This window comes from Pseudomonas alliivorans (assembly GCF_017826695.1).
Classification (GTDB): Bacteria; Pseudomonadota; Gammaproteobacteria; order Pseudomonadales; family Pseudomonadaceae; genus Aquipseudomonas; species Aquipseudomonas alliivorans.
On the sequence record NZ_JAFFZW010000003.1, the window covers coordinates 630,133 to 650,509 of the forward strand.

A 20,377-nucleotide genomic window follows, 5' to 3' on the forward strand; every position below is an offset into this window, starting at 1 on the left:
CCGTTTTGACCAAAGCGAGTCGCATCCTCTGCACATTATTCGCAGGACTTCAGCTTACCGCATGGCACCGGGAACCATCGAAGCAAGCAGAGCGCGCAGGCGGCAGCCGAAGGCGTGAGGATGGAAGCCCAACGGGCCAAGACAGCGGGCACCGTTGGCTTGGTTTACGACAGCCGCCCCAGCTGGGCACGCCCCGAAACGAACTCTCATAATGTTTTCAAAAGCCGCTCAAGTGTTTGATGCTCCCAGGCGCTGAGCAGTGCAACTGGATCAGTGCCAAATCGATCCCCGGAATCAAACGACCAGCGCTGCCCATCTGGACTTACGCCTTGCACACAATAGTCGAGCTGATCGCAGTCGTTGTAGAGCGATATCCGCCAACCCTCGATGCTGACGTGGAAGTGGCCGGCATAAACCTCGTCCCACGATTCATGCCCTACCTTACTCATGACACATCGACCGAAAATCGCCTCCCTCAGTACCTGGGATACCTCTCTTGCGGAGAGCTCAGCCGCCGTGTTTCCGATAACGATATCTGCCTGGGATGAACAAGCTGCCGCTCTGGCCTCTTTCAGCCTTTGCTCAGCGTACATAGCCGGGTCATCAGCTGTCAGCGGATAGCCTGCGGCTGATAGGGCGTCGGCGCGTGCTTCAATCAGCAGATGCTCAGGATTGCGCGCGGGTTGGTAGGTTCTCCCTGGTATGTATCCAGGCTCGGTCATTAGAGGCGCATCAGGAACTGACGGGCTCACTATCCAATCGGCTTCGCATGGATGCTTGGTTAGCTTGTAGCCGCAGCAGTTAGGCACGTGATTCGCGATCTCATACTCACGCCAGTTCGCCATAATCTGGCGATCTATTACCTGCGGCTTACGCTCGATCAGCCATGCGATGGCATTGATAACCTGCCCATGAGAAAACACCGCTATATCCTGAGCAGGATGCTCTGCAAGTCTATCTAGGAATGACTGAGCTCGATGAATGAAGTCCCGGAACGACTCGGCGCCTGCACCATCCACGTACGTAGGATCTGACCTCGACCAATATGCATCGACCCAAGCGCGGCGTTGGTCGACAGTGGTGTTTGCGCATCTGGCAGGCTCAAGGTAAGTGAATTCCTGGATGGGCCAAGTCTCAACAGGAACACCGGGAAAGGCCGCCACGGTGGCCATAGCAGTTCCCTGCGCTCGGGCAAACGGCGAGGCAATGATTAGATCCGGCGCACGCGTAAACGACATGGCAGCCAAACGCGCTTGCTTCAAGCCCTTCGGCGTGAGGGGAATCGTGGCGTGATCCGCGCTGGCTGCACCGGCGTTAGCGGCACTTTCCCCGTGGCGAACTAATCGGACATGTTTTATCAATCAGACACTCACTCATCCAACCGTCTCTCTCATTTCGCTAAGATACACACAGCCATACACCCTAGTCATGGCCCAGGTTGAGACGTCGCATGTGGTAACGGAATGAAGCTTTTTTTGGACTCTGAGTTCAGTCAGCTAAACGCGAGCACGAAGCTGATCTCGCTGGCATTGGTTTCGGAACGTGGCCACGAGTTTTACGTGGAGCTAACGGATACCTACCAGGTCGCGGATTGCAGTGACTTCGTAATCAAAAACGTCCTGCCGCAATTGGCTTTGGCCCGCTATGGGATGAGCCTCGTGGAGGCTCAAGCTGCACTGGGGATTTTCCTAACAGGCATCGAGGGCCCGCTGGAGGTGTGCTCGGATGCCCCAGATTGGGATTGGGAATTCTTCTGTCAGCTGGCCTATGTTGATAACCGATGGCCAAGCCATGTGGCGAACAGGCCCACCAACCTAATTCGCCTGTTCAGAAATTTTGAAGCCAGCGATATCGCAGAAGTAGTGCTTCCCGAGCTTCCTCATCATGCTTTGCTGGATGCACGGCTCCTTAATGAGCTGTACCAGCAAATCTCAGCGGCTTCCAGGCTGATTGGAGATTGATTGCGATGAATCATGATGAAGAGCTTCGACATCTAGAGAAAGCTAGGCGCAAGGCCCTGTGGGCTCTTGCCCCCTTATCGCCAGGAGACACTCAGGCGCTTGAAGTCCTTCATGTCCTCGAAAATGTCGAGTTGCGCGAGGCACATCTCATTTCAAGCCCGGAATCCGTACTTACTGCAGAGCAGCTCCGAAGTGTGATACCTACCGAGCCCCATCCGATAGGATGCCGCATCGTCCGTGAGGTGAGCATCCCGCAACCTTGGCGAGAGCGTTTCCTCCAAGCCAGCATTGGGTCAACCAGAGTTCCTGATGGCCCTTATGCTGCAGACTGGTATAAATTCCTGTCCACGTGGGAGGCTGATATGCTGCATCTGAAAGAGCATCGAGCCGCGCAGGCTGTACGATAGGAGCTAGACCTCGGGTTGTGAGATGAAAGCTGCGGGAGGGCAAGCGGAGCGCGCCGGCGTGTAGGATGGAAGCCCGAAGGGCCGAGGCGCAGACTCGGTTAACGACAGCCTTTCCCGAAGGGCACGCACCAACCTACATGATGGCTGTGAGGCCAACGACTAGACCAACTGGTGAACTCGATGGGTATAACGGACGATGACGACACAGTGTATTGCGATGTCCAGATGCCCCTAGCTCAGGGCCATGAGCTGTTGCGGCTGATCACGACATTAAGGGAGTCGAACGCTCATCCGAGGCTCGAAAGAGTGTTTGAGCGCATGCAGTACGAACTCAGCACGTCCATCGACATCATCGAAAATCCGCCCTCCTGGGGCCCATGGTGCCGGTGAACCACCGGCGACTATTAGAGTTCCGCATCCCAGGCGTCCATGGCCTCTCCCACAGTCGCGCACCAGTGGAGTTCACCAAGCTGTAGGGCATTCGCGATTTGGTTGTTGGTATTGCCGTCGACCCATGCTGGGAGACTCTCCTGACCACCAGAGAAGAGACTAGCCGTCGCGACAGAGTATCGACCGGTATGCGTGGACTGAAGGCACACGTAGCGCACTGCAGAGCCACCAACGAGTCGACGCCAAGCCACCACTTCAATACAATCCAAGGCGTTCGCTGAGGGCTTCACGACGGGACTTGCTTCCTGCTCCACCTCTCGGTCTGCCGACACATTTAACGGCCTGTCAGCCGCCCCAGGTTTGTGAACGAGATGCTTGAGCTGCTCACGTGAGGCGACGATCTGGTCGCGAATCTCTTCGGGGTCGATAGACATGCCACCCCGGTCAGTAACCGAGAGGGTCTTCAAGGAGTTCGCCGCCCGAATGAACTCGCGTTCACGCGCCTTTTCACGCTCGGGGCGGCGGTCGGGGCTGATGAGGTTCCAAAGGCTTGTTAGCAACTTCAATGACATTCTCCTACCTTGAGGCCATTGGGCGCGGATCCTGCGATCATACAAGGAGGGTAAGGTGCCTGAAGATAAGCCCTGCCCATAATATTGCAGGGCTACCCAGCGATTTTTGATTCAAACCGAGAAACCTACACACAGGGTGTCGCTGCGGTTTGGGCGAGCCACACCCTGCTGCATGATGTCCTGGGTGCTGAGGATCAAGGCCAGCCGCTTAGATCGTGAGACGGCTGTGTACAGCATGCTTCGTTCCACAAATTCGCTTTGACTCAGAGTGCACAGGATGGACGTCTCGTACTCGCTGCCTTGCGCCTTATGAATGGATATGGCGTAGGCAAGCTTCATCCCCAGCACGAACAAGTCAATCCTGGACAGGGTGACTTCGATCCCATTGAAGAGAAATGCACCATAAATCTGACCATCGATTGACGTAACGCCAGTCATGATCCCGGTATTGCCGTTGAACAGATTATGCTCATAGCTATTCTGCGTGACGATGACGGGGTCGTTAACGCGCAGCCAGTATTTGCCCATCCAGATGCCTTGCGTCTCGTCGGTGTGCTGGAGGGCGGTTTGCAGGTGGTTGTTTATCTTGTGCCCGGAATCCGGCATGCGATCAGACATGTGTGGCGTCAGAATCTGAGCGTCAGGGATGATCTGCTTGATCTTCGCGAGGTGTGTCAGCATGTCCTTCGTGTTTGTGCACGGGATCAGATAAACCCCATCGCGCTCGCCATTCCAGAATGGCAAGGTGTCCAGATGACCAGATCTAATCTTCATTGAGATGTTCTGAAGGTGACTGTTGTCGATAGACCTGTGAACCTTGATCAGGTGGGTCGACGGTATCGCCTTCGATTTGGCCAGAGCATGGAAGAAGATTCCATACCCTACCGGTGACAGCTGACCGGTATCGCCTACGAGCAAGAGAGACAGTTCCTTCTTAGCGAAGGCATTCAGCAGTTTCAGCATCAAGGCGACGTCTACCATGCTGGATTCGTCAATGATTACGAGGGGGTCGCCACCAGTATTGAGCCCCGAGCTTGCACTACTAATTTTTATCAAGAAGCTGTGGATTGTGTAGGTGTCTCGGCCAACAGACTCCTTGGCACGCTCCTTGGCTTTTCCGCTCAATGCTAGGACATGCACAGGGCGGTGCCGAGAGGCTATATCCACGATGGCTTTCAGCACGGTTGTCTTGCCCGTACCGCCAAATCCAGTCAGCGTGCTGATGCGATTAGTAAGTGCCATCAGCACTGCATTTTTCTGGTCTCGGGTGAGTGGGTATCCAGACGCGCTCTCGCTATGTGCGCAGCGATCTTCAATCGCTTGCTCCAGTTCCTGCGGAGAACCGTGAAGCAATGAGGCCTGAGCGGACAGTAGAGTAGCGACTCGCTGCTCAAGTTTACTTTCGATAAGGGCCGCGCCCAGTGGCTGGATAAGGGTCGTCCCTTGATGCTTCTTGACGCACACAGCACGCCTTTGTAAGGCACAGTCGATAGCTTGGTCTACCAGTCTGGCGGATGGAAGCTTCTGCATCAGGGCGGTTTTTAGTTCTTCGATTCGGTATGCCGTATGACCCTGATCCAGGCGCACATACAGAAAGTTCTCCACAAGGCCGGCCAGCCTGCGTGGGTCATCACGAGGTATGCCTAGCTTGGCTGCGGCGGCGTCTACGATTTTCCATATGTTCGGGTGGATGCCTTGAAACGCAACGAGGCTGTACGGGTTGAGCTTCAGACGCTCTACCGTATTGGTCTGGCAAACCTTGAGAATGCTTTTGGCGAGCCCAGGGTCGAAGTCGTGCTCCATGAGAAATTCAATCGTTGAAATTTCATCCTGCAGCGTCCTCCAGGCATCCACGATCTTTTGGGCGAGATCAGGGTTAATCAATTCCGCCAGGTGGGTGACTCTGCCTGCAGTCAATGCCTGAGCAAGGTGTTCTGCGCCGAACGCCTTGACCAGTTTCGAGACTTTCGCTTTGCCAAAAGACAGCCCGCGAAATGCAGGATGCTTTACCAGCAATCGTTCCACATACGCCGCTATGGGCAGGTTTACGATATGGCAGCTCTCGATCAGAACGAAATCCCTGAATTGATCATGCCCTGTGATCGAGCCTTTGAACTGCCAGCATTCGCCGGGTTGAGGAATGCGGGTGATGATTTTATAACTGGCTCTGCAGGTGTAAATTTTGTTTTGGCCAATGATGCGCCCGGAGAAGACTGCACCACCGAAACTGCCAGGCTTCACCGAGCTCACCTGGATCACGCTCGACAGATTGCTCATAGGATGAATGACCGCCCGGAGTCGATCATCAAATCCTGCTGGCTACTGATTTCCTGTGCAGATGTCCGAAGCAACCGTAGCTCGGCAGATAGTCGCTCAACTTGCTCGCGCAGCAGTTCGTTTTCCTTCGACTTTTGCTCAAGCATTACTCGCAAGCGATTGGCTTCGCGACTTTTCGAATCCGCCATATCAACCGCCAAAGACTCGGGGTCTTTGGCCGCGACAAACTCACTGCCTATGCGGCGAATATCCTTCGCGATGACCTGTTCTAGGGTCTGGCCCTGGGGGCAAAAAACCTTCTTGGCGCTTTCAGAAAACCACTGCCTACGATTACCACATTCATCAGCGATTTTGCTGAAGTTGACGGCGCCAAACTGGTTCACAGGAAATTTTTTCCCAGCCTGTTCCAGCTGCAGCACGTAGTCCCTGTAGCGGTCGTACGGAGAGCGCTTTTGATCACTGATCGCCATTTTTGCTTTCCTTGGCTTTCATCCAAAGGACGAAAGGTTCGGCAATCTCTTTGGGGACAAGCCCTTCAGCAGGTTCAAGATCATCAAACGTGCAGGTGATTTTTCCGGCCCTCAAGTCAACATCGAACATTCCGTCGCTCGCGTTGAGCACCAGCATAAGGGCACGGCAGGTCTTATCAAACTTCGCCATGAAGGCCTGATCGCTTTGCTTTGAATCCGGAATGGGGGCCAGGGTGGCCCCATGAATACGAAGCGCTGATTTGAGAGCGTCGATCTCTTTCTTAAGCCTTTCTGTCTCTGCTTGGAGCCCATCTGCCCTTTGCGCAGCCAGCTTCCCCACTAGCTTGTTCTTCGTGGACTCCATGTTGCCGGCGGAGTCCCAGTACCTATGGAACAGTGGGCCGATCAGTGCCCAATAATCGGTGCTTTGAACGAGTGTGCGATAGCCGATCTTCTTTTCGTTTACGGGCAGATCGGCGTTGTAAAGCTCTGCACAAAACCTGGAAAAAGGGGTAATGCCGTCAAAGGATGTTTTCCCTACGAACGATTTCAGTCTCGGGACAACTTCATCCTTTATCCGGCAGATCCTGAACTCGCGATTCCTCTTTTGGGAGCCTGCAAAGCGATTTTGGCCAGGTTTTGCGCCCTTGCTCATGCTGTGACACTCCCAGGGCTCGAAATTAGCTTCAGAATCGAATCAGGGCGATTCAGAGCCATGGGCTTGGACATTGCATCGCTCAGGTCATGCAGCGAAATGCCGAGGACTTCACAGGCAGATCGAATCAGCCCCCTGAATTCATCGATCAGCGTAAATCCAGTAGGTGCTTCTTCCAGCATGCGGTTGAAGTCTCCGGTAAACGCTAGAAGCTTGTTCCTGGCAACCTTGAGCTGTTGGTTCAGCTGTGGAGTGAAATACTCTGCATGTGACTTAGCTTCCGCAGTACGGGCGATCAGATTGGAAAGCGAGTGCTCTTTCAGCTCCAGGCGCTCCAGATGTTCTGACACGATTTCAGGCTTCTCTACCAAGAAGCTTTCACGCGTTTTAATCTCGCTATACATCTGTTCGAGACAGTGGGCGGTTACGCTCCAAGAGATGATCTCGGTAGCCAGGAATTTGCGACGGCTGGCTTTCTGTACAAGGCTTTCTACCGATGCACCATTCCTTTTGGCCTCCGCGATGTACGCCTCTAGCTCGCTGCATTCATCAGTCAAGGCTCGGATATGGCCGTGAATCCTGGGCAGGTGGTCGACAGTTTTGACTGAGTAGTAGCAACCACCGCATGGCGTACTCAGTCCTGGGATGGCACCCAGGTCTTTCACAACGTCCGCTGGACAGTGATTGCCGAACGGACAGATGTGAGTAGGCATGAAAGCCAGCGAGTCAATTGGGCGCTGTTTTGCGGCCCTGACGCCAGACAGGACATCGTCTTTCATCTCACGGTCAAAGGAAATGGCACCGAAATCAATCAGAGACTTGTCCTTGTCTCGTCGGAAAGCCTGCTGGAGCTTTGAGGAAATATCTTCGGCTTTGATATTGGACATTGCTGGACGATCAATGAGCCAACCCTGCTCGACACTCATCTTCTGATACTGAGCTACCGATTTAAGGTAGGCAGGGTCGACTTTCGCGTAATACATAACGTGTTCTTCAGTGGCTTGCCCCGTGATGAATGCGCCAATGATATGTGGCGGCAATACCCTGATGTACTCGGACACCACTGAAACCCGACAAGAGTGCGGAGTATGCTCGATGAGCTTACAGGCCTGCGCTTCGAGCTTCAGTGCCGCCAGGTAGTCGACAGGCTCATCAATTGAGTCCAGGTCGCCCACAGCTTCTGGCATAGCGTTCGTAGTATTGATCCCCAGCTGGAATCGGCAGAACAAATCAAAAGAATAGACGAGCCTCTTGAAGTATTTGCCGTAAGCTTCTCCTGTCAGTACACCAGGAGTTTCGCCCTTAGGAAACAGGGAGGTGATCTTTCCAAATGGGCTCTCTTCATGGTAGTCGTACCACACCGGGACATCCATTGCCGGATCGTTGAACCATTTAATCATGGCCTTTTGTCGATCTAGAACATCAATTACACTTCTCGAAACAGTGGAGTCCCAAGGGCCATTTGCCTTGTCTGTATTGATCCGCAACTTACAAAGAGGAGGTAGCGGTCTAGATCGATCAATGTGCATGTCATAGGTGAGCCTTTCCAGCCACCGAATATGTATGCTTCGAACGCCGGTTTCCAGCGCGATGATATTGTGACGAATGTAGTTCAGCTGAGGATAGAAAACCCATTCCCCTTTCCTTTCGACACTGTGTTCTATGATAGGCACTACGAACCGAGGCAGAAGGTGTAGAGCTTCATATTTCATCGGACGGTTAGTGTCTGACTTTGGCTGACTAGCATCAAAGTCTGGGTTGCGATAAAAAACAACCGGTACATATCCAAGCTTTTCGGTCTGGACAACTTTTTGGGCTTCGTTCCAGTTCTTCGTCGGGATATCTGCTCTAAATTTTTTGTCGTACAGATTTATCTGTTCCTCATAAACCCTGTCGGCAAGGTGTGTTGTGAAAGATTCGACTGCGTAACAGTATTGAAGCAGAATGGGGAAATGCTCGGACTCGAAAGCTGGCTTGTTGGTGCCAGAGCTTCTGCTTACGATTGGATAATCAATGTCAGAAATTGGATTGACGAATCCAGCCAGCTCATCATCTGCGCTAGAGTTAACTGTCAGGTAGTCAAACAAGGCCTCGATATGGTAGAGGGACTTTTGAATGGCTGAGCCCGAGCGTCCCTTGCGAAGATAACTGAGTAATCCAACGTAGCCGTCTCCTTCCAGGTGAGTGCGATTGAGATCTTGCGGCCCAGGTGGAGGCAGGCCAGTTTTTTCAGGATATTCACTAAATAGGTAGGTGTTTAAGACCGTGAAGCTGCTTTCGTAGTGTCTAAACGTCTTCATTCCCCTGGATTTTTGCAGTTGAATAAACTTGCCTTGATATTTCAGCCAGAGGTCGACACTTTTTTGGTGTTCAGCAGGGAAACTGAATTCACCAGATCTTAAAGCCTTTGTACTGGCCCTCAGATCATTTTTGGGAAGGGAGGTGGTTTGCTGGCACCTTTCAGGGTATAGCTTCTGCACGTAGCTCAGGAATGCCCCAGGTGCAATTGGATACATGAACCAGCTAACTTCGCCACGGCGTGTCTTAGTTAAATGATCAACAACGTCGGATATGTCTTTCGGGTTGATGTCCTCAATCCGGTGCCAATCGGTGGCACGAATCATACGCCAAGCATACCACTCAAAATTTTTAATGGCACTGGGTTTCATTACAGTGGTTATATCAAGAATGTTCTCGTACGTGATATGAGGAACGAAAGGCTTGCTGACTAGAGCGAGAACTTCGGTGTAATCAGCTGCAGCAAATTCGAAATGCTTCTTTTTAGTTTGGTGACCGCCAGTAGGCTTCTTGGTATCTAAAGGAAGAAGTACGGCTTTTTCCTGCCAGAGAAAATGCAAAATCAATATTGAATCTTTAGCAAGCCTTTCCAGTGAAGACTTGTTAATCCAGTCGTGTGCGGTCTTTGGAATCACCTGTTTTGCGACTTTCGCGTCCGGGGTTTTTTTCGTGCAGGTATAGAGATTGTGTACCCAATCCTCATCGTATACCGGGGCGTTAACTGGATCCAGGTGGTCGTTAAAGAAACGTAGGACGGAGGCCTGGTAATACTCATTAACGGAGCCGCTTGAGATTTTACTAGGAGCGATGTGCTTGGACTCAAAAAGTGCCTTTGCAACACATGCCTTAGCTTTGGCAATAGCCTCCTTGATCGATCTCTCCAAGTCCTCTCCTGACTTGATAATGAGAACATCTTTGGTGAGATTAATCATTTTTTTCTCCTTCAATACGCTTGGCTTCTTCCTCGAGTAACTCTAACTGCCGGAAGTGGAAGTCTGCTCGAATCGTCCTGAAAGATGCTTCACCACGTTGTGATACGTACTGATTGGCGTGTTGGATATAGGCTTCGATTATGTCAGTGTCGTGCTTGGCGTACTTCATGGTGGAAGAGGCGCTAGCATGACCCATCAAGATTTTTACATACGTCAGAGGGAGTCCGGGGATGCTCTGTCCAGGAACTGGCAAATAATTAAGTGTGTAGGTTCCGTACATATGCCGTAGCGAGTGAGCGCTAATGCTTGTGACGTCCTCTACGCCTGCTTTTTTGGCGTAACTTTTGAAGGTCTTGTCTCGACTGCTTCGGTCGCTAGCGAAGAATGGCCTGCCATCGAGGTTTTGAAAGAGGAAGTCATGGCCGACGCTCGAGTTGTACTCACGGGTCAAATACTTCTCAAGGTTTTCCCAGAACATCCCGGCAAAGGGTTCGATCATGAACGTCATTTCAGTCACCCGTCCCTTCCAGGAAAGGAACTGGTACTCATCCTCTGTAATTCCAGGCGTTTTGCGTGCAAAAGGGTCGCGGAGGAAAACTGCGAACTCATCATCGTCGATATCGGGCATCCTCACCTGCAAAGCCTCGCTCGAACGAGCACCTGTTGCCGCGAGTAGGGAATAGAGTGTCATGTCCCTATAGAAAGTCTTGGACTTCGCTGGCTTTGCCTGCCTGATGAGATTCACGGATTGCTCGATGGGGAAGGCTAAGGTCTTGAACGGTTTTTGGTCGTTCTTCCTGTCCCTGCGTGCTGCCTGGGGAAAGAGTTTGTCTCTCTTGCGCTTAGGCAGCACTGACTTAATCGAGTCACGAATGACTGCGGCCAGCCACGAATTGGCCTTGTGAGCCGAGATCTCATACTGACTACGATACTCAGCTCGCTTTGTGTAAAACGGACTGAATAACTTGTCAGGCGTAATTCTGTTCTTCGTTTCCGATACCTGAAGAAACCAGTTGATCGACGATTCGATGGTCTCCGCGATGGAGTTGTGGCCTGTTAGCTTCTCCTTGCCCAGGCTGCCAGCCAACTTCAGTGCTATAGGATTCGCAGCGCCCTTACCGAACAACAGATACGCCGGGTAGCTATTGATGACGGTCTCAATAGTGACCTCGACATCCGCCGCGAATGGGGTCTGCGATGCCTCATACACGTAATCCACAAACCGCCCCACGTGCTCGGCATAAAGCTTCACCGTGTTGGGGGCGTAGCCCCTACTAGCCAGCCAGGTTGTGTAGTGGGTGAAAGGCTTGAATTCCCGCAACTCGTCGGGCATATCCGGGTCAAGGTGAAGCAATAGGTATCTGGCTTCGCTTGTGAGCGGTGCCTCGACCAGGATGAAGTTTTTCAAGAGTCTATTTCCAAATACAACACCCTCATAGCTTTCGGTGTTGCACATGGCATGTCAAGAAAAATTCCTGAGTTGAGGATTTTTTTAGCACGCAAAAAACTCCGACACCGTGGTCAGAGGGCATATGCAGGTTTTTTAAGTGCTTGATATACAAGGAGTTGGGGCCACCGGCGGGAATCGAACCCGCGACCCACCGATTATGAGTCGGTTGCTCTAACCAATTGAGCTACAGTGGCACTGAGGAGATGCAAAGCTACCAGAGGTGAGGTCTAAATACCACACCGATGTTCATACCACATAAGAACCGTGGACCAAAGGATTATGAGTCCTCTGCTCTAACCAACTGAGCTATGGGCCCTCAGCAGGACGCGGATTATAACGGTGGTTTCGCGGCTGTGCTATCCGAAAAGTCCGAAACGTTCATAAGAAGGAACCTGGCGCAGAATTCCTCGGGCGGCAGGGGCAGGCTGACGATGTAGCCCTGGATCTGTTCGCAGCCTTCTGCAGCGAGGAATTGTTGTTGGTCGCTGTTCTCCACGCCTTCGGCGATGACGGTCAGTTGCATGCTGCGGCCCAGGGCGATGATGGCGCGGACGATGGCGGCGTCGTGGGTGTCTTCGGGCAGGCCGCGGACGAAGGATTGGTCGATCTTGAGAATGTCGAGCGGCAGGCGTTTGAGGTAGCTCAGTGATGAGTAGCCGGTGCCGAAGTCGTCGATGGCCAGTTGCACGCCGAGTTTCTTGAGTTTGTGCAGCACGGCCAGGGCTTCCTGGGTCTGGCTCATGATGAAGTTTTCGGTGATTTCCAGTTGCAGGCTGCCCGGCTCCAGGCCGTGGTTGCTCAGCAGGTGTTCGATGCGTTCGACGAGGCCCGGTTGGCGCAGTTGTGCGCCGGCGAGGTTGACGGACAGCGGGCCGAACGGTTTGTGGGTTTTGCGCCATTGGTGCATCTGACGGCACGCGTGTTCGATGACCCACTCACCAATCTGCAGGATCATGCCGTTTTCTTCGGCCAGCGGGATGAAGTGTTCGGGCGGTACTTCGCCGAAGGTCGGGTGGTTCCAGCGAATCAAGGCTTCGGCGCCGACCAGGGTGTTGGTCAGCAGGCTGGTTTTTGGCTGGAACGACAGGCTCAGCTCGTTGCGGTCCAGTGCGCGCCTGAGTTCCTGCTCAAGGGCGATGCGTTCGCTGGCCTGGACGGTCAGGTCGCGGGTGTAGCTTTCGACGCGGTTGCGCCCCTTGGCTTTTGAGCGGTACATCGCGGCGTCGGCATTTTTGACCAGCGTGGCGACGTCTGTACCGTCGGTGGGAAACAGGCTGCAACCGATGCTGGAGCTGATGAAGAATTCGTGTTCGCCCGCCTGAAAGGGCGCGCTGAAGCAGGCCAGCAGCTTGTTGGCGATGCTGACGGCGTCGCTGGGTTGCAGCAGGCCGGGCAGCAGAACGATGAATTCGTCGCCGCCGAGCCGGGCGACGGTGTCGATGTCGCGCAGGTGCTCCTTGAGGCGCTGAGCGATGCCTTTGAGCAGCAGGTCGCCGACCGGGTGCCCGAGGCTGTCGTTGATGTGTTTGAAGCGGTCCAGGTCCAGAAACAACACCGCGCCGAGGCTGCCGGACTCCTCACTGTGCAGCAGCGCCGTCTGCAGACGGTTCTCGAACAGGGTGCGGTTGGGCAGGCCGGTGAGGGGGTCGTGGTGCGCTTGGTAGTCCAGACGTGCCTGAGCGTGCTTGAGGCTGGAGATGTCGGCGAAGACGGCGACGAAGTGGGTGATGAGGTGATCCTTGTTGCGTACGGCGCTGATAGTGAGCCAGCTTGGGTAGATCTCGTTGTTCTTTCGCCGGTTGTAGATCTCGCCTTGCCAGTGGCCTTCAGCGGTCAACTGGTGCCACATTGCGGCATAGAACGCGCTGTCGTGTTGACCCGAGGCAAGCAGGCGAGGGGTATGGCCGATGGCTTCGGCCTCGCTGTAGCCGGTGATCTGGCTGAAGGCACGGTTGACCGCATTGATACGCTGGCGCGTGTCGGTGATCAGCACGCCTTCGGCGGTGCTTTCGAATACGGTGGCGGCCAGGTGCAGTTTTTCCTGCATGTACTGGCGTTCGGTGACGTCCCGGCAGATGGTCAGCAGGCAGTCTTCGCCATCGATCAACACCGGGTGCGAAGACAGCTCGCAGAGCCGGATATTGCCTTCGGAGCCACGAATCCTGGCGTAAAAATCGCGAACAGAGCCGTGCTGCCTGATGTGCTGGATCATGGTCTGGCGTTCACCCAGGTCGGCCCAGATGCCCAGGTCGAGCGTGGAGCGTTCAAGGCACTGTTTTTCGCTGTAGCCGGTGATGCGGCAGAAGCCGTCGTTGACCTCGAGGATCACCCCATCGTGGATGCGACTGATGGTCAGACCGTCGGGGGAGGCGTGAAAGGCTTTGGCGAATTTCTCTTCGGAAAGCTGGAGTTGTTGCTGCGCCTGCTTGAGCGGGGTGATGTCGCGAACCACCACCAGAACGGCCGGCTCCGGGCCGAGTTCGAAAGATTGCGCGGACATCAGTCCTGAGAAGGTCTCTCCGTCCTTGCGGCGGAAGGGCAGCTCGAGGTTGCGGATGTGGCCCTTTTGCAGTTGTTCCAGAAGGCCGGGGCCGATGCCCGGCACGGCCCAGATGTTTATCTGGGTCGGCGTCTTGCCAATCACTTCTTCGGCGGTGAGGCCGGTCTGTTCGACAAAGGCTTTGTTGGCTTCAAGGATCTGACCGTCGATGAGGCTGGCGATCACCATGATGTCCGGGCAATGGGCGAAGACTGAGGCGAATCGGTCTTCGGACACACGCAACGCTTCTTCGGTTTTTTTGCTGTCACTGATGTCGGTCATTAATCCACGCATAAGTGCTCACGTCCGTGCTTGGTCTGGCTGCCGATATCGCGGGGGCCACAGCACTTGCTCCGTATCGTTGCGCACGAGCGGGCCAGGGTTGTGGTCATTACCGCTGCTGATTTATTGCTAGCAGAAGGTCTCAACATCGCGGCAAGTCTGCGCACGATGCTGCGGTAAAAATCCTGGCAACAACCGATAGGCCAAAGGATCACGAGCAGGCTTTTTGCCTGCGGTGACACATAGTTGTAGGCCAGGTTTCGGAATTTTTCCTGCCGGGCGACGGCTGACAGGCGTGTTTCGAAGAGGTTTTCAACAAGACTTGCGAAATAGAGCGCTGCGAACATTACGGCGGGCCAGAAACGCAAAACCCCCGGCAGGCCGGGGGTTCTGTTTTAACGCGTTGCGTGCTGCGCGTGTTACTCGTCGAGGAACGAACGCAAGTGTTCGCTACGGGTCGGGTGACGCAGTTTACGCAGTGCCTTGGCTTCGATCTGACGGATCCGCTCGCGGGTCACGTCGAACTGTTTGCCAACCTCTTCCAGCGTGTGGTCGGTGTTCATGTCGATGCCGAAACGCATGCGCAGAACCTTGGCTTCACGAGCCGTGAGGCCCGACAGCACTTCGCGTGTCGCTTCTTTCAGGCTTTCGACGGTGGCGACATCGATTGGCGACTGCATGGTCGAGTCTTCGATGAAGTCACCCAGATGCGAATCTTCGTCGTCACCGATCGGGGTTTCCATGGAGATCGGCTCTTTGGCGATCTTCAGCACCTTGCGGATCTTGTCCTCAGGCATTTCCATGCGTTCGCCCAGCTCTTCCGGGGTCGGTTCGCGACCCATTTCCTGCAGCATTTGGCGGGAAATACGGTTGAGCTTGTTGATTGTCTCGATCATGTGCACCGGAATACGAATGGTGCGCGCCTGGTCGGCAATCGAGCGAGTGATCGCCTGACGGATCCACCATGTGGCATATGTCGAGAACTTGTAACCACGACGGTATTCGAACTTGTCCACCGCCTTCATCAGGCCGATGTTGCCTTCCTGAATCAGATCGAGGAATTGCAGACCGCGGTTGGTGTACTTCTTGGCAATGGAGATCACCAGACGCAGGTTCGCTTCAACCATCTCTTTCTTCGCGCGGCGGGCCTTGGCCTCACCGATCGACATGCGACGGTTGATGTCCTTGATCTCGGCAATCTTCAGGCCGGTTTCTTCTTCGAGCGCGGACAGCTTCTGCTGGCAACGCTGGATGTCCGGCTGCAGGCGACCGATGGCTTCGGCGTACTTGCTCTTGCCCTTGGCCAGCGCATCGGTCCAGCTCTCGTCCACTTCGTTGCCAGGGAACTGGCGAAGGAAGTCGGCGCGCGGCATACGTGCATCACGTACGCACAGCTGCATGATGGCGCGTTCCTGGGCACGCAGGCGGTCAAGCGCACCGCGTACACGCTCTACCAGACCTTCAAACTGTTTTGGCACCAGCTTGATCGGCATGAACAGTTCGGCGAGGGCAACCATTTCGGCAATGGCGTGCTTGTCTTCGCGACCGAACTTCTTCAGGGCCTTGCGGGTGATTTCCATCTGATCGGAGACAGCACCGAAGCGCTGTGCAGCGATGACCGGATCCGGACCGCTTTCGACTTCGTCTTCTTCATCGGAAGCGTCTGCCGATTCTTCCTCATCGTCATCGGTGCCTTCGGCCTTGGCGGCTTTGGGGTCGACAGGAGGAGGCACTTCGGCAGGCGGCGCGATGCCGTCATCCGGATCGATGTAACCGCTGAGAACGTCGGACAGGCGACCGCCTTCGCTCGTGACACGTGTGTATTCGGAAAGAATATGGTCAACCGTGCCAGGGAAGTGCGCGATTGCGCCCATCACTTCACGGATGCCTTCTTCGATACGTTTGGCGATTTCGATTTCGCCTTCACGGGTCAGGAGTTCAACGGTACCCATTTCACGCATGTACATGCGAACGGGATCGGTGGTACGACCGATGTCGGTTTCAACCGCTGCCAATGCTGCGGCCGCTTCTTCTGCGGCTGCCTCATCGGTATCGGCGTCGGCCAGCATCAAGGCGTCCGCATCCGGAGCACTCTCGTGTACCGGGATCCCCATGTCGTTGATCATGCGGATGATGTCTTCCACCTGCTCGGGATCTGAAATATCCTCGGGCAAGTGGTCGTTGACCTCTGCGTAAGTCAGATACTTCTGCTCACGACCCAGGGTGATCAACTCTTTGATACGAGACTGCTGTTGCGCTTTTCCGGACATAACACCCTATCCACTGAAGGTCTTGGCGGGCAAAAAACAAGCCGAGGATTATACCCGAGCTATGACCTCACGCGCCAGTTGAGGTCGGGGTTTGTGCAGGAACATTGCGATTTAGCAGGTCCCGAAGCTGAATTTTCTCTTCTGCACTCAGTTCGGTTTGACGTGCCTTGCTGATCAGATGTTCCAGGCTACGCTCGCGTTGGCGAGCGGATAAGCTAGTTATAGTGTCGAAAAACTGTTGTTCAAGGTTATCGGCCTCGATCAACCATTCCTTTTCGGCCAGTGCGCGCAGCAAACGGCCCTGTTCGGTTCCATGCCACCGCGCTATCAACTGTAACGACCGAAGATTGGGATTCTTTTGCCGGGCTTCAATAAGAGAAACCAATAATTGGGCCTGAGACTGGTCTTCTGCCGCGAAATGGCTGGCATTTTCGACTTTCTCGGCCAGTTCGGGGTGATGCAGCAAGGTTCTGAGTGCAGCCTGCATCGGCGGTTCAACCGCAGTCGGCACGCGTGGCGCGCGCGGTTCGAAGTCCCCGCGCTTGCCTTTTTTGTCCCAAGGCTTCTTTTCCCATTTTTTCTGATTCGGACCGCCGGTTTTCTTCGGCGTCCATTCCTGCTGCGCTTCATAACCGCCTTGCGGCTGATAGTCGGCGAAATCAGGCATGGCGTCATAATCGACATACGGGTCGTAGCTGGGCGGCGCTTCCGATGGCGCGCTCTGCACCAGCTGGCTGACGGCCTCGCCAGTCAGGCCGGTGATTTCGGTCAGGCGCTGACGCATCAGGGTCTTGAGGTTCGCGCCGGGCACCTTGTCGATCAGCGGGGCGGCAAGGGTGGCCATATGGGCCTTGCCCTCGAGCGAGCGCGGGTCGGCTTCCTTGGTCAGTTGCTCGAAAAAGTAATCTGCCAGCGGCTGCGCATGCTGGTTGATGCGCGCCCTGAATGCGTCGGTACCTTCCGAGCGCACCAGGGTATCCGGGTCCTCGCCTTCGGGAAGAAACAGAAAGCGTGCCCGTCTTCCGTCCTGCAGGCTCGACAGTGTCGCTTCAAGCGCTCGCCAGGCTGCGTTGCGGCCTGCCTGGTCGCCGTCGAAGCAGAACAGCACGTTGGGCACGACCCTGAACAGGCGCTTCAAATGCTCTTCGCTGGTAGCCGTGCCCAGCGTGGCCACGGCGTTGCGCAGGCCTTGCTGGGCCAGCGCGATGACGTCCATGTAACCTTCGACGACGATGATTTCATCAAGGTTGCGGTTGTACTTGCGCGCCTCAAACAGGCCGTAAAGCTCCTGGCCTTTATGGAAAACCGGCGTTTCTGGCGAGTTCAGGTATTTGGGTTTGTCGTCGCCCAGTACTCGCCCGCCAAAGGCGATAACCCGGCCGCGTGAGTCGCGAATCGGAAACATGACCCGATCGCGGAAGCGGTCGTAGCGTTTGCCGGTTTCTGCGTTTTCGATCAGCAGGCCGGCGTCGATCATCACCTTTTGCTGCAACGAGTCGCTGCTCAGGTGTTTGTAGAGGTTGTCCCAGCCCGGTGGCGCAAAGCCCAGACCGAAGTCCCTTGCGATCTCGCCTGACAGGCCGCGACCCTTGAGGTAGTCCACTGCGGCTCTGCGCGTTGGATGGTTTTTCAGGGCCTGACGGTAAAACTCTGCGGCAGCGGTCAGCAGCGGGTAGAGCGGTGAGTCAGTGGGCTGACGGGGTTTCTGGCCTTTGACGCCCTGCTCGCGGGGCACTTCCATGCCGGCGGCTTTGGCAAGGTCTTCGACGGCCTGGGGAAAGTCCAGGTTGTCGTGGTCCATGATGAAGCCAAGGGCGTTGCCGCCTGCGCCGCAGCCGAAGCAGTAATAGAACTGTTTGTCCGGGCTGACACTGAAAGAGGGTGTTTTCTCTTTGTGGAACGGGCAGCAGGCGCTGTAATTCTTCCCGGTTTTCTTGAGCTGCACGCGTGAGCTGACCACGTCGACGATGTCGGTACGGTTCAGAAGGTCGTCGATGAAGCTCTGGGGAATCAGCCCGGCCATGGCATTCTCATATCAAGCGTGTCGCGAAATTATCGTGGTGACTCTACGAGCGTTCCGTCGGCCTGTCAGCCGCCTTTTTGAAAGGCACTGCAACAAGCGGGCACGTCTTGGCATCCGAAGGTCGGTGCTTGGGCCTGAAAAGGGATTTTCATGTGCACGAGACGCTGCCTTGGCTGAGCTTCTTGCGAAGTCATCAAGGCATACTCGTCTTGTCCATTGATCGATGTGCTGCCCGAGTGGGCATGACCAATGTTGCCTGTAAGCAGGCGGGACGTGCTTGACTGAATCCTGGGTCGCATGGGCTACCTGGACTGTTCGGTCAATCTAGCGTGATGCTGTCACTGCAACTGCCGACAGCCCGACTGTAAGGCCGGGCAAGGCAGAAGCTTTCGACGTAAGTCTGTATTAGTACAGACGAACGGCGCGGCGCTGCTCGCGCTGAACTTTCTTGGCGTGACGTTTGACAGCAGCAGCTGCCTTACGCTTACGCTCGGAAGTCGGCTTCTCGTAAAATTCGCGGCTACGAACTTCAGCCAGAACACCGGCTTTTTCGCAGGAGCGCTTGAAACGACGCAGAGCTACGTCGAAGGGTTCGTTCTCTTTAACTTTGACGGCTGGCATCCAGAGCTACCTTCATTCATTACCGGGGTCAACGCTTCGTGCAAACACTGCACAAAAGTACGTCGGTTTTTAAGGGTTGCGGATGTTAACCCCTCATTGAGAGGAATGCAAAGCCTCTGATCGAAAACCGCTGGTCGGCACCTCGGTCGGCGACTATTATGCGCGCCTTCGAATCTACCCCCTACAAGGCGCAAACCCATGCTAGTACTGGGATTGGAAACGTCATGCGATGAAACCGGCGTCGCGCTTTACGACAGTGAGCGCGGTTTGCTGGCCGACGCATTATTCAGTCAGATCGACCTGCACCGCGCCTACGGTGGTGTGGTGCCGGAGCTGGCTTCGCGTGATCACGTCAAGCGCATGCTGCCCCTGATTCGCCAGACCCTGGCCGAGGCCGACTGCGTCGCGACCGACATCGACGCCATTGCCTACACCGCCGGGCCGGGCCTTGTGGGTGCCTTGCTGGTCGGTGCGTCATGCGCTCAGGCCCTGGCGTTCGCCTGGGACATTCCGGCGTTGGGCGTGCATCACATGGAAGGCCATTTGCTGGCGCCGATGCTGGAAGAAAATCCGCCCGAGTTTCCGTTCGTCGCTTTGTTGGTGTCCGGCGGCCATACGCAACTGGTTCGGGTCGATGGCATCGGCCAGTACGAGTTACTGGGTGAGACGCTGGATGACGCGGCAGGCGAAGCGTTCGACAAGACGGCCAAGATGATGGGGCTGCAATACCCTGGCGGTCCGGAAATCTCCAGGCTGGCGACTCAGGGTGTGGCGGGGCGCTTCGCCTTTCCGCGGCCCATGACGGATCGTCCGGGCCTGATGTTCAGCTTCAGCGGTCTGAAAACCTCTGCACTCAACACCTGGCAGCAGTGCCAGAGTGCCGGGGACGACAGTGAGCAAACCCGTTGCGACATCGCTCTGGCCTTCCAGCAGGCGGTAGTGGAGACTTTGACCATCAAGTGCAAGCGTGCGCTGAAGCAGACCGGGCTCAAGAGCCTGGTTATCGCGGGCGGCGTCAGTGCCAACAAGGCGCTTCGTCTGTCGCTGGAGAGCATGCTGGGCGATCTGCGAGGGCAAGTGTTTTACGCACGTCCCGAGTTCTGCACCGATAACGGCGCGATGATCGCCTATGCGGGCTGCCAGCGTTTGCAGGCGGGCCAGAAAGAAGATTTGAGCATCAGCGTGCAGGCGCGCTGGCCGATGGAGCAACTGTCGGGGCTGTGAAGCGCC

Annotated in this window: 15 protein-coding genes, 1 tRNA gene and 1 pseudogene; 3 read left to right on the top strand and 14 right to left on the bottom strand. The window is 55.2% G+C overall.

Annotated features, from left to right (window positions below; all coding sequences use genetic code 11):
- Nucleotides 1-206 precede the first annotated feature (206 nt).
- Both JTJ32_RS26935 and JTJ32_RS26420 read right to left on the bottom strand, forming a co-directional pair.
- A complete protein-coding gene (locus JTJ32_RS26935) occupies nt 207-722 on the bottom strand; it encodes a DUF7693 family protein (protein ID WP_456239181.1) in 516 nt (171 codons plus the stop codon).
- A 27-nt stretch (nt 723-749) separates the two neighbouring features.
- Nucleotides 750-1,358 (bottom strand): annotated as a pseudogene (locus JTJ32_RS26420) (histidine phosphatase family protein); the annotation flags it as partial.
- A gap of 105 nt (nt 1,359-1,463) precedes the next feature.
- Between JTJ32_RS26420 and JTJ32_RS12095 the strand changes: the two are divergent.
- Together JTJ32_RS12095 and JTJ32_RS26425 are read left to right on the top strand one after the other, a co-directional pair.
- Nucleotides 1,464-1,961 (top strand): 3'-5' exoribonuclease, encoded by a 498-nt coding sequence (locus JTJ32_RS12095; RefSeq protein ID WP_058428058.1) that lies wholly within the window; start codon nt 1,464-1,466, stop codon nt 1,959-1,961.
- A 587-nt stretch (nt 1,962-2,548) separates the two neighbouring features.
- On the top strand, nt 2,549-2,758 hold the full coding sequence (locus tag JTJ32_RS26425) for a hypothetical protein (RefSeq protein WP_236059262.1): 210 nt from the start codon (nt 2,549-2,551) through the stop codon (nt 2,756-2,758).
- A gap of 14 nt (nt 2,759-2,772) precedes the next feature.
- On the opposite strand, the gene JTJ32_RS12100 is transcribed toward JTJ32_RS26425, so the two are convergent.
- From JTJ32_RS12100 to rpsU, 12 genes are all read right to left on the bottom strand, one after another.
- Nucleotides 2,773-3,330: a hypothetical protein gene (locus JTJ32_RS12100; RefSeq protein ID WP_058428061.1), complete on the bottom strand. Its 558-nt coding sequence runs from the start codon at nt 3,328-3,330 to the stop codon at nt 2,773-2,775.
- 111 nt (nt 3,331-3,441) lie between these two features.
- Nucleotides 3,442-5,607: an AAA family ATPase gene (locus tag JTJ32_RS12105; RefSeq protein ID WP_210042159.1), complete on the bottom strand. Its 2,166-nt coding sequence runs from the start codon at nt 5,605-5,607 to the stop codon at nt 3,442-3,444.
- A complete protein-coding gene (locus JTJ32_RS12110) occupies nt 5,604-6,077 on the bottom strand; it encodes a hypothetical protein (protein WP_058428063.1) in 474 nt (157 codons plus the stop codon). Before JTJ32_RS12110 ends, JTJ32_RS12105 begins: the two co-directional genes overlap by 4 nt.
- Complete coding sequence (locus JTJ32_RS12115) at nt 6,064-6,732, bottom strand: hypothetical protein (protein ID WP_058428064.1); 669 nt, start codon at nt 6,730-6,732, stop codon at nt 6,064-6,066. Before JTJ32_RS12115 ends, JTJ32_RS12110 begins: the two co-directional genes overlap by 14 nt.
- Complete coding sequence (locus JTJ32_RS12120; RefSeq protein WP_210042160.1) at nt 6,729-9,962, bottom strand: hypothetical protein; 3,234 nt, start codon at nt 9,960-9,962, stop codon at nt 6,729-6,731. Before JTJ32_RS12120 ends, JTJ32_RS12115 begins: the two co-directional genes overlap by 4 nt.
- Nucleotides 9,955-11,370, bottom strand: a complete 1,416-nt coding sequence (locus tag JTJ32_RS12125) for a tyrosine-type recombinase/integrase (RefSeq protein ID WP_236059263.1) — start codon at nt 11,368-11,370, stop codon at nt 9,955-9,957. The genes JTJ32_RS12120 and JTJ32_RS12125 overlap by 8 nt, the downstream gene beginning before the upstream one ends.
- A gap of 159 nt (nt 11,371-11,529) precedes the next feature.
- Nucleotides 11,530-11,606: transfer RNA gene (locus JTJ32_RS12130), tRNA-Ile, on the bottom strand.
- Between the two features lie 137 nt (nt 11,607-11,743).
- Entirely contained in the window at nt 11,744-14,233 is a 2,490-nt protein-coding gene (locus JTJ32_RS12135) for a GGDEF domain-containing phosphodiesterase (protein ID WP_210042218.1), read from the bottom strand.
- The gene (locus JTJ32_RS12140) at nt 14,233-14,580 is read right to left on the bottom strand and encodes a hypothetical protein (RefSeq protein WP_143518973.1); all 348 of its coding nucleotides are present in this window, start codon (nt 14,578-14,580) and stop codon (nt 14,233-14,235) included. The genes JTJ32_RS12135 and JTJ32_RS12140 overlap by 1 nt, the downstream gene beginning before the upstream one ends.
- Before the next feature lie 72 nt (nt 14,581-14,652).
- Nucleotides 14,653-16,503, bottom strand: coding sequence for an RNA polymerase sigma factor RpoD (rpoD, locus tag JTJ32_RS12145; RefSeq protein ID WP_099228603.1), 1,851 nt, complete (start codon nt 16,501-16,503; stop codon nt 14,653-14,655).
- A 67-nt stretch (nt 16,504-16,570) separates the two neighbouring features.
- Nucleotides 16,571-18,526 (bottom strand): DNA primase, encoded by a 1,956-nt coding sequence (gene dnaG / locus JTJ32_RS12150; RefSeq protein WP_099228602.1) that lies wholly within the window; start codon nt 18,524-18,526, stop codon nt 16,571-16,573.
- Between the two features lie 405 nt (nt 18,527-18,931).
- On the bottom strand, nt 18,932-19,147 hold the full coding sequence (gene rpsU / locus JTJ32_RS12155; protein WP_002551877.1) for a 30S ribosomal protein S21: 216 nt from the start codon (nt 19,145-19,147) through the stop codon (nt 18,932-18,934).
- A gap of 198 nt (nt 19,148-19,345) precedes the next feature.
- Between rpsU and tsaD the strand changes: the two genes are divergently transcribed.
- Nucleotides 19,346-20,371, top strand: coding sequence for a tRNA (adenosine(37)-N6)-threonylcarbamoyltransferase complex transferase subunit TsaD (gene tsaD / locus JTJ32_RS12160; RefSeq protein ID WP_099228601.1), 1,026 nt, complete (start codon nt 19,346-19,348; stop codon nt 20,369-20,371).
- Nucleotides 20,372-20,377: the final 6 nt, after the last annotated feature.

Bases quoted from the DNA above. Each gene is read 5' to 3' on its own strand.
- JTJ32_RS26935 (WP_456239181.1), bottom strand. From the start codon at position 722: ATGACCGAGCCTGGATACATACCAGGGAGAACCTACCAACCCGCGCGC.
- JTJ32_RS12095 (WP_058428058.1), top strand. From the start codon at position 1,464: ATGAAGCTTTTTTTGGACTCTGAGTTCAGTCAGCTAAACGCGAGCACG.
- JTJ32_RS26425 (WP_236059262.1), top strand. From the start codon at position 2,549: ATGGGTATAACGGACGATGACGACACAGTGTATTGCGATGTCCAGATG.
- JTJ32_RS12100 (WP_058428061.1), bottom strand. From the start codon at position 3,330: ATGTCATTGAAGTTGCTAACAAGCCTTTGGAACCTCATCAGCCCCGAC.
- JTJ32_RS12105 (WP_210042159.1), bottom strand. From the start codon at position 5,607: ATGAGCAATCTGTCGAGCGTGATCCAGGTGAGCTCGGTGAAGCCTGGC.
- JTJ32_RS12110 (WP_058428063.1), bottom strand. From the start codon at position 6,077: ATGGCGATCAGTGATCAAAAGCGCTCTCCGTACGACCGCTACAGGGAC.
- JTJ32_RS12115 (WP_058428064.1), bottom strand. From the start codon at position 6,732: ATGAGCAAGGGCGCAAAACCTGGCCAAAATCGCTTTGCAGGCTCCCAA.
- JTJ32_RS12120 (WP_210042160.1), bottom strand. From the start codon at position 9,962: ATGATTAATCTCACCAAAGATGTTCTCATTATCAAGTCAGGAGAGGAC.
- JTJ32_RS12135 (WP_210042218.1), bottom strand. From the start codon at position 14,233: ATGACCGACATCAGTGACAGCAAAAAAACCGAAGAAGCGTTGCGTGTG.
- JTJ32_RS12140 (WP_143518973.1), bottom strand. From the start codon at position 14,580: ATGTTCGCAGCGCTCTATTTCGCAAGTCTTGTTGAAAACCTCTTCGAA.
- rpoD (WP_099228603.1), bottom strand. From the start codon at position 16,503: ATGTCCGGAAAAGCGCAACAGCAGTCTCGTATCAAAGAGTTGATCACC.
- dnaG (WP_099228602.1), bottom strand. From the start codon at position 18,526: ATGGCCGGGCTGATTCCCCAGAGCTTCATCGACGACCTTCTGAACCGT.
- rpsU (WP_002551877.1), bottom strand. From the start codon at position 19,147: ATGCCAGCCGTCAAAGTTAAAGAGAACGAACCCTTCGACGTAGCTCTG.
- tsaD (WP_099228601.1), top strand. From the start codon at position 19,346: ATGCTAGTACTGGGATTGGAAACGTCATGCGATGAAACCGGCGTCGCG.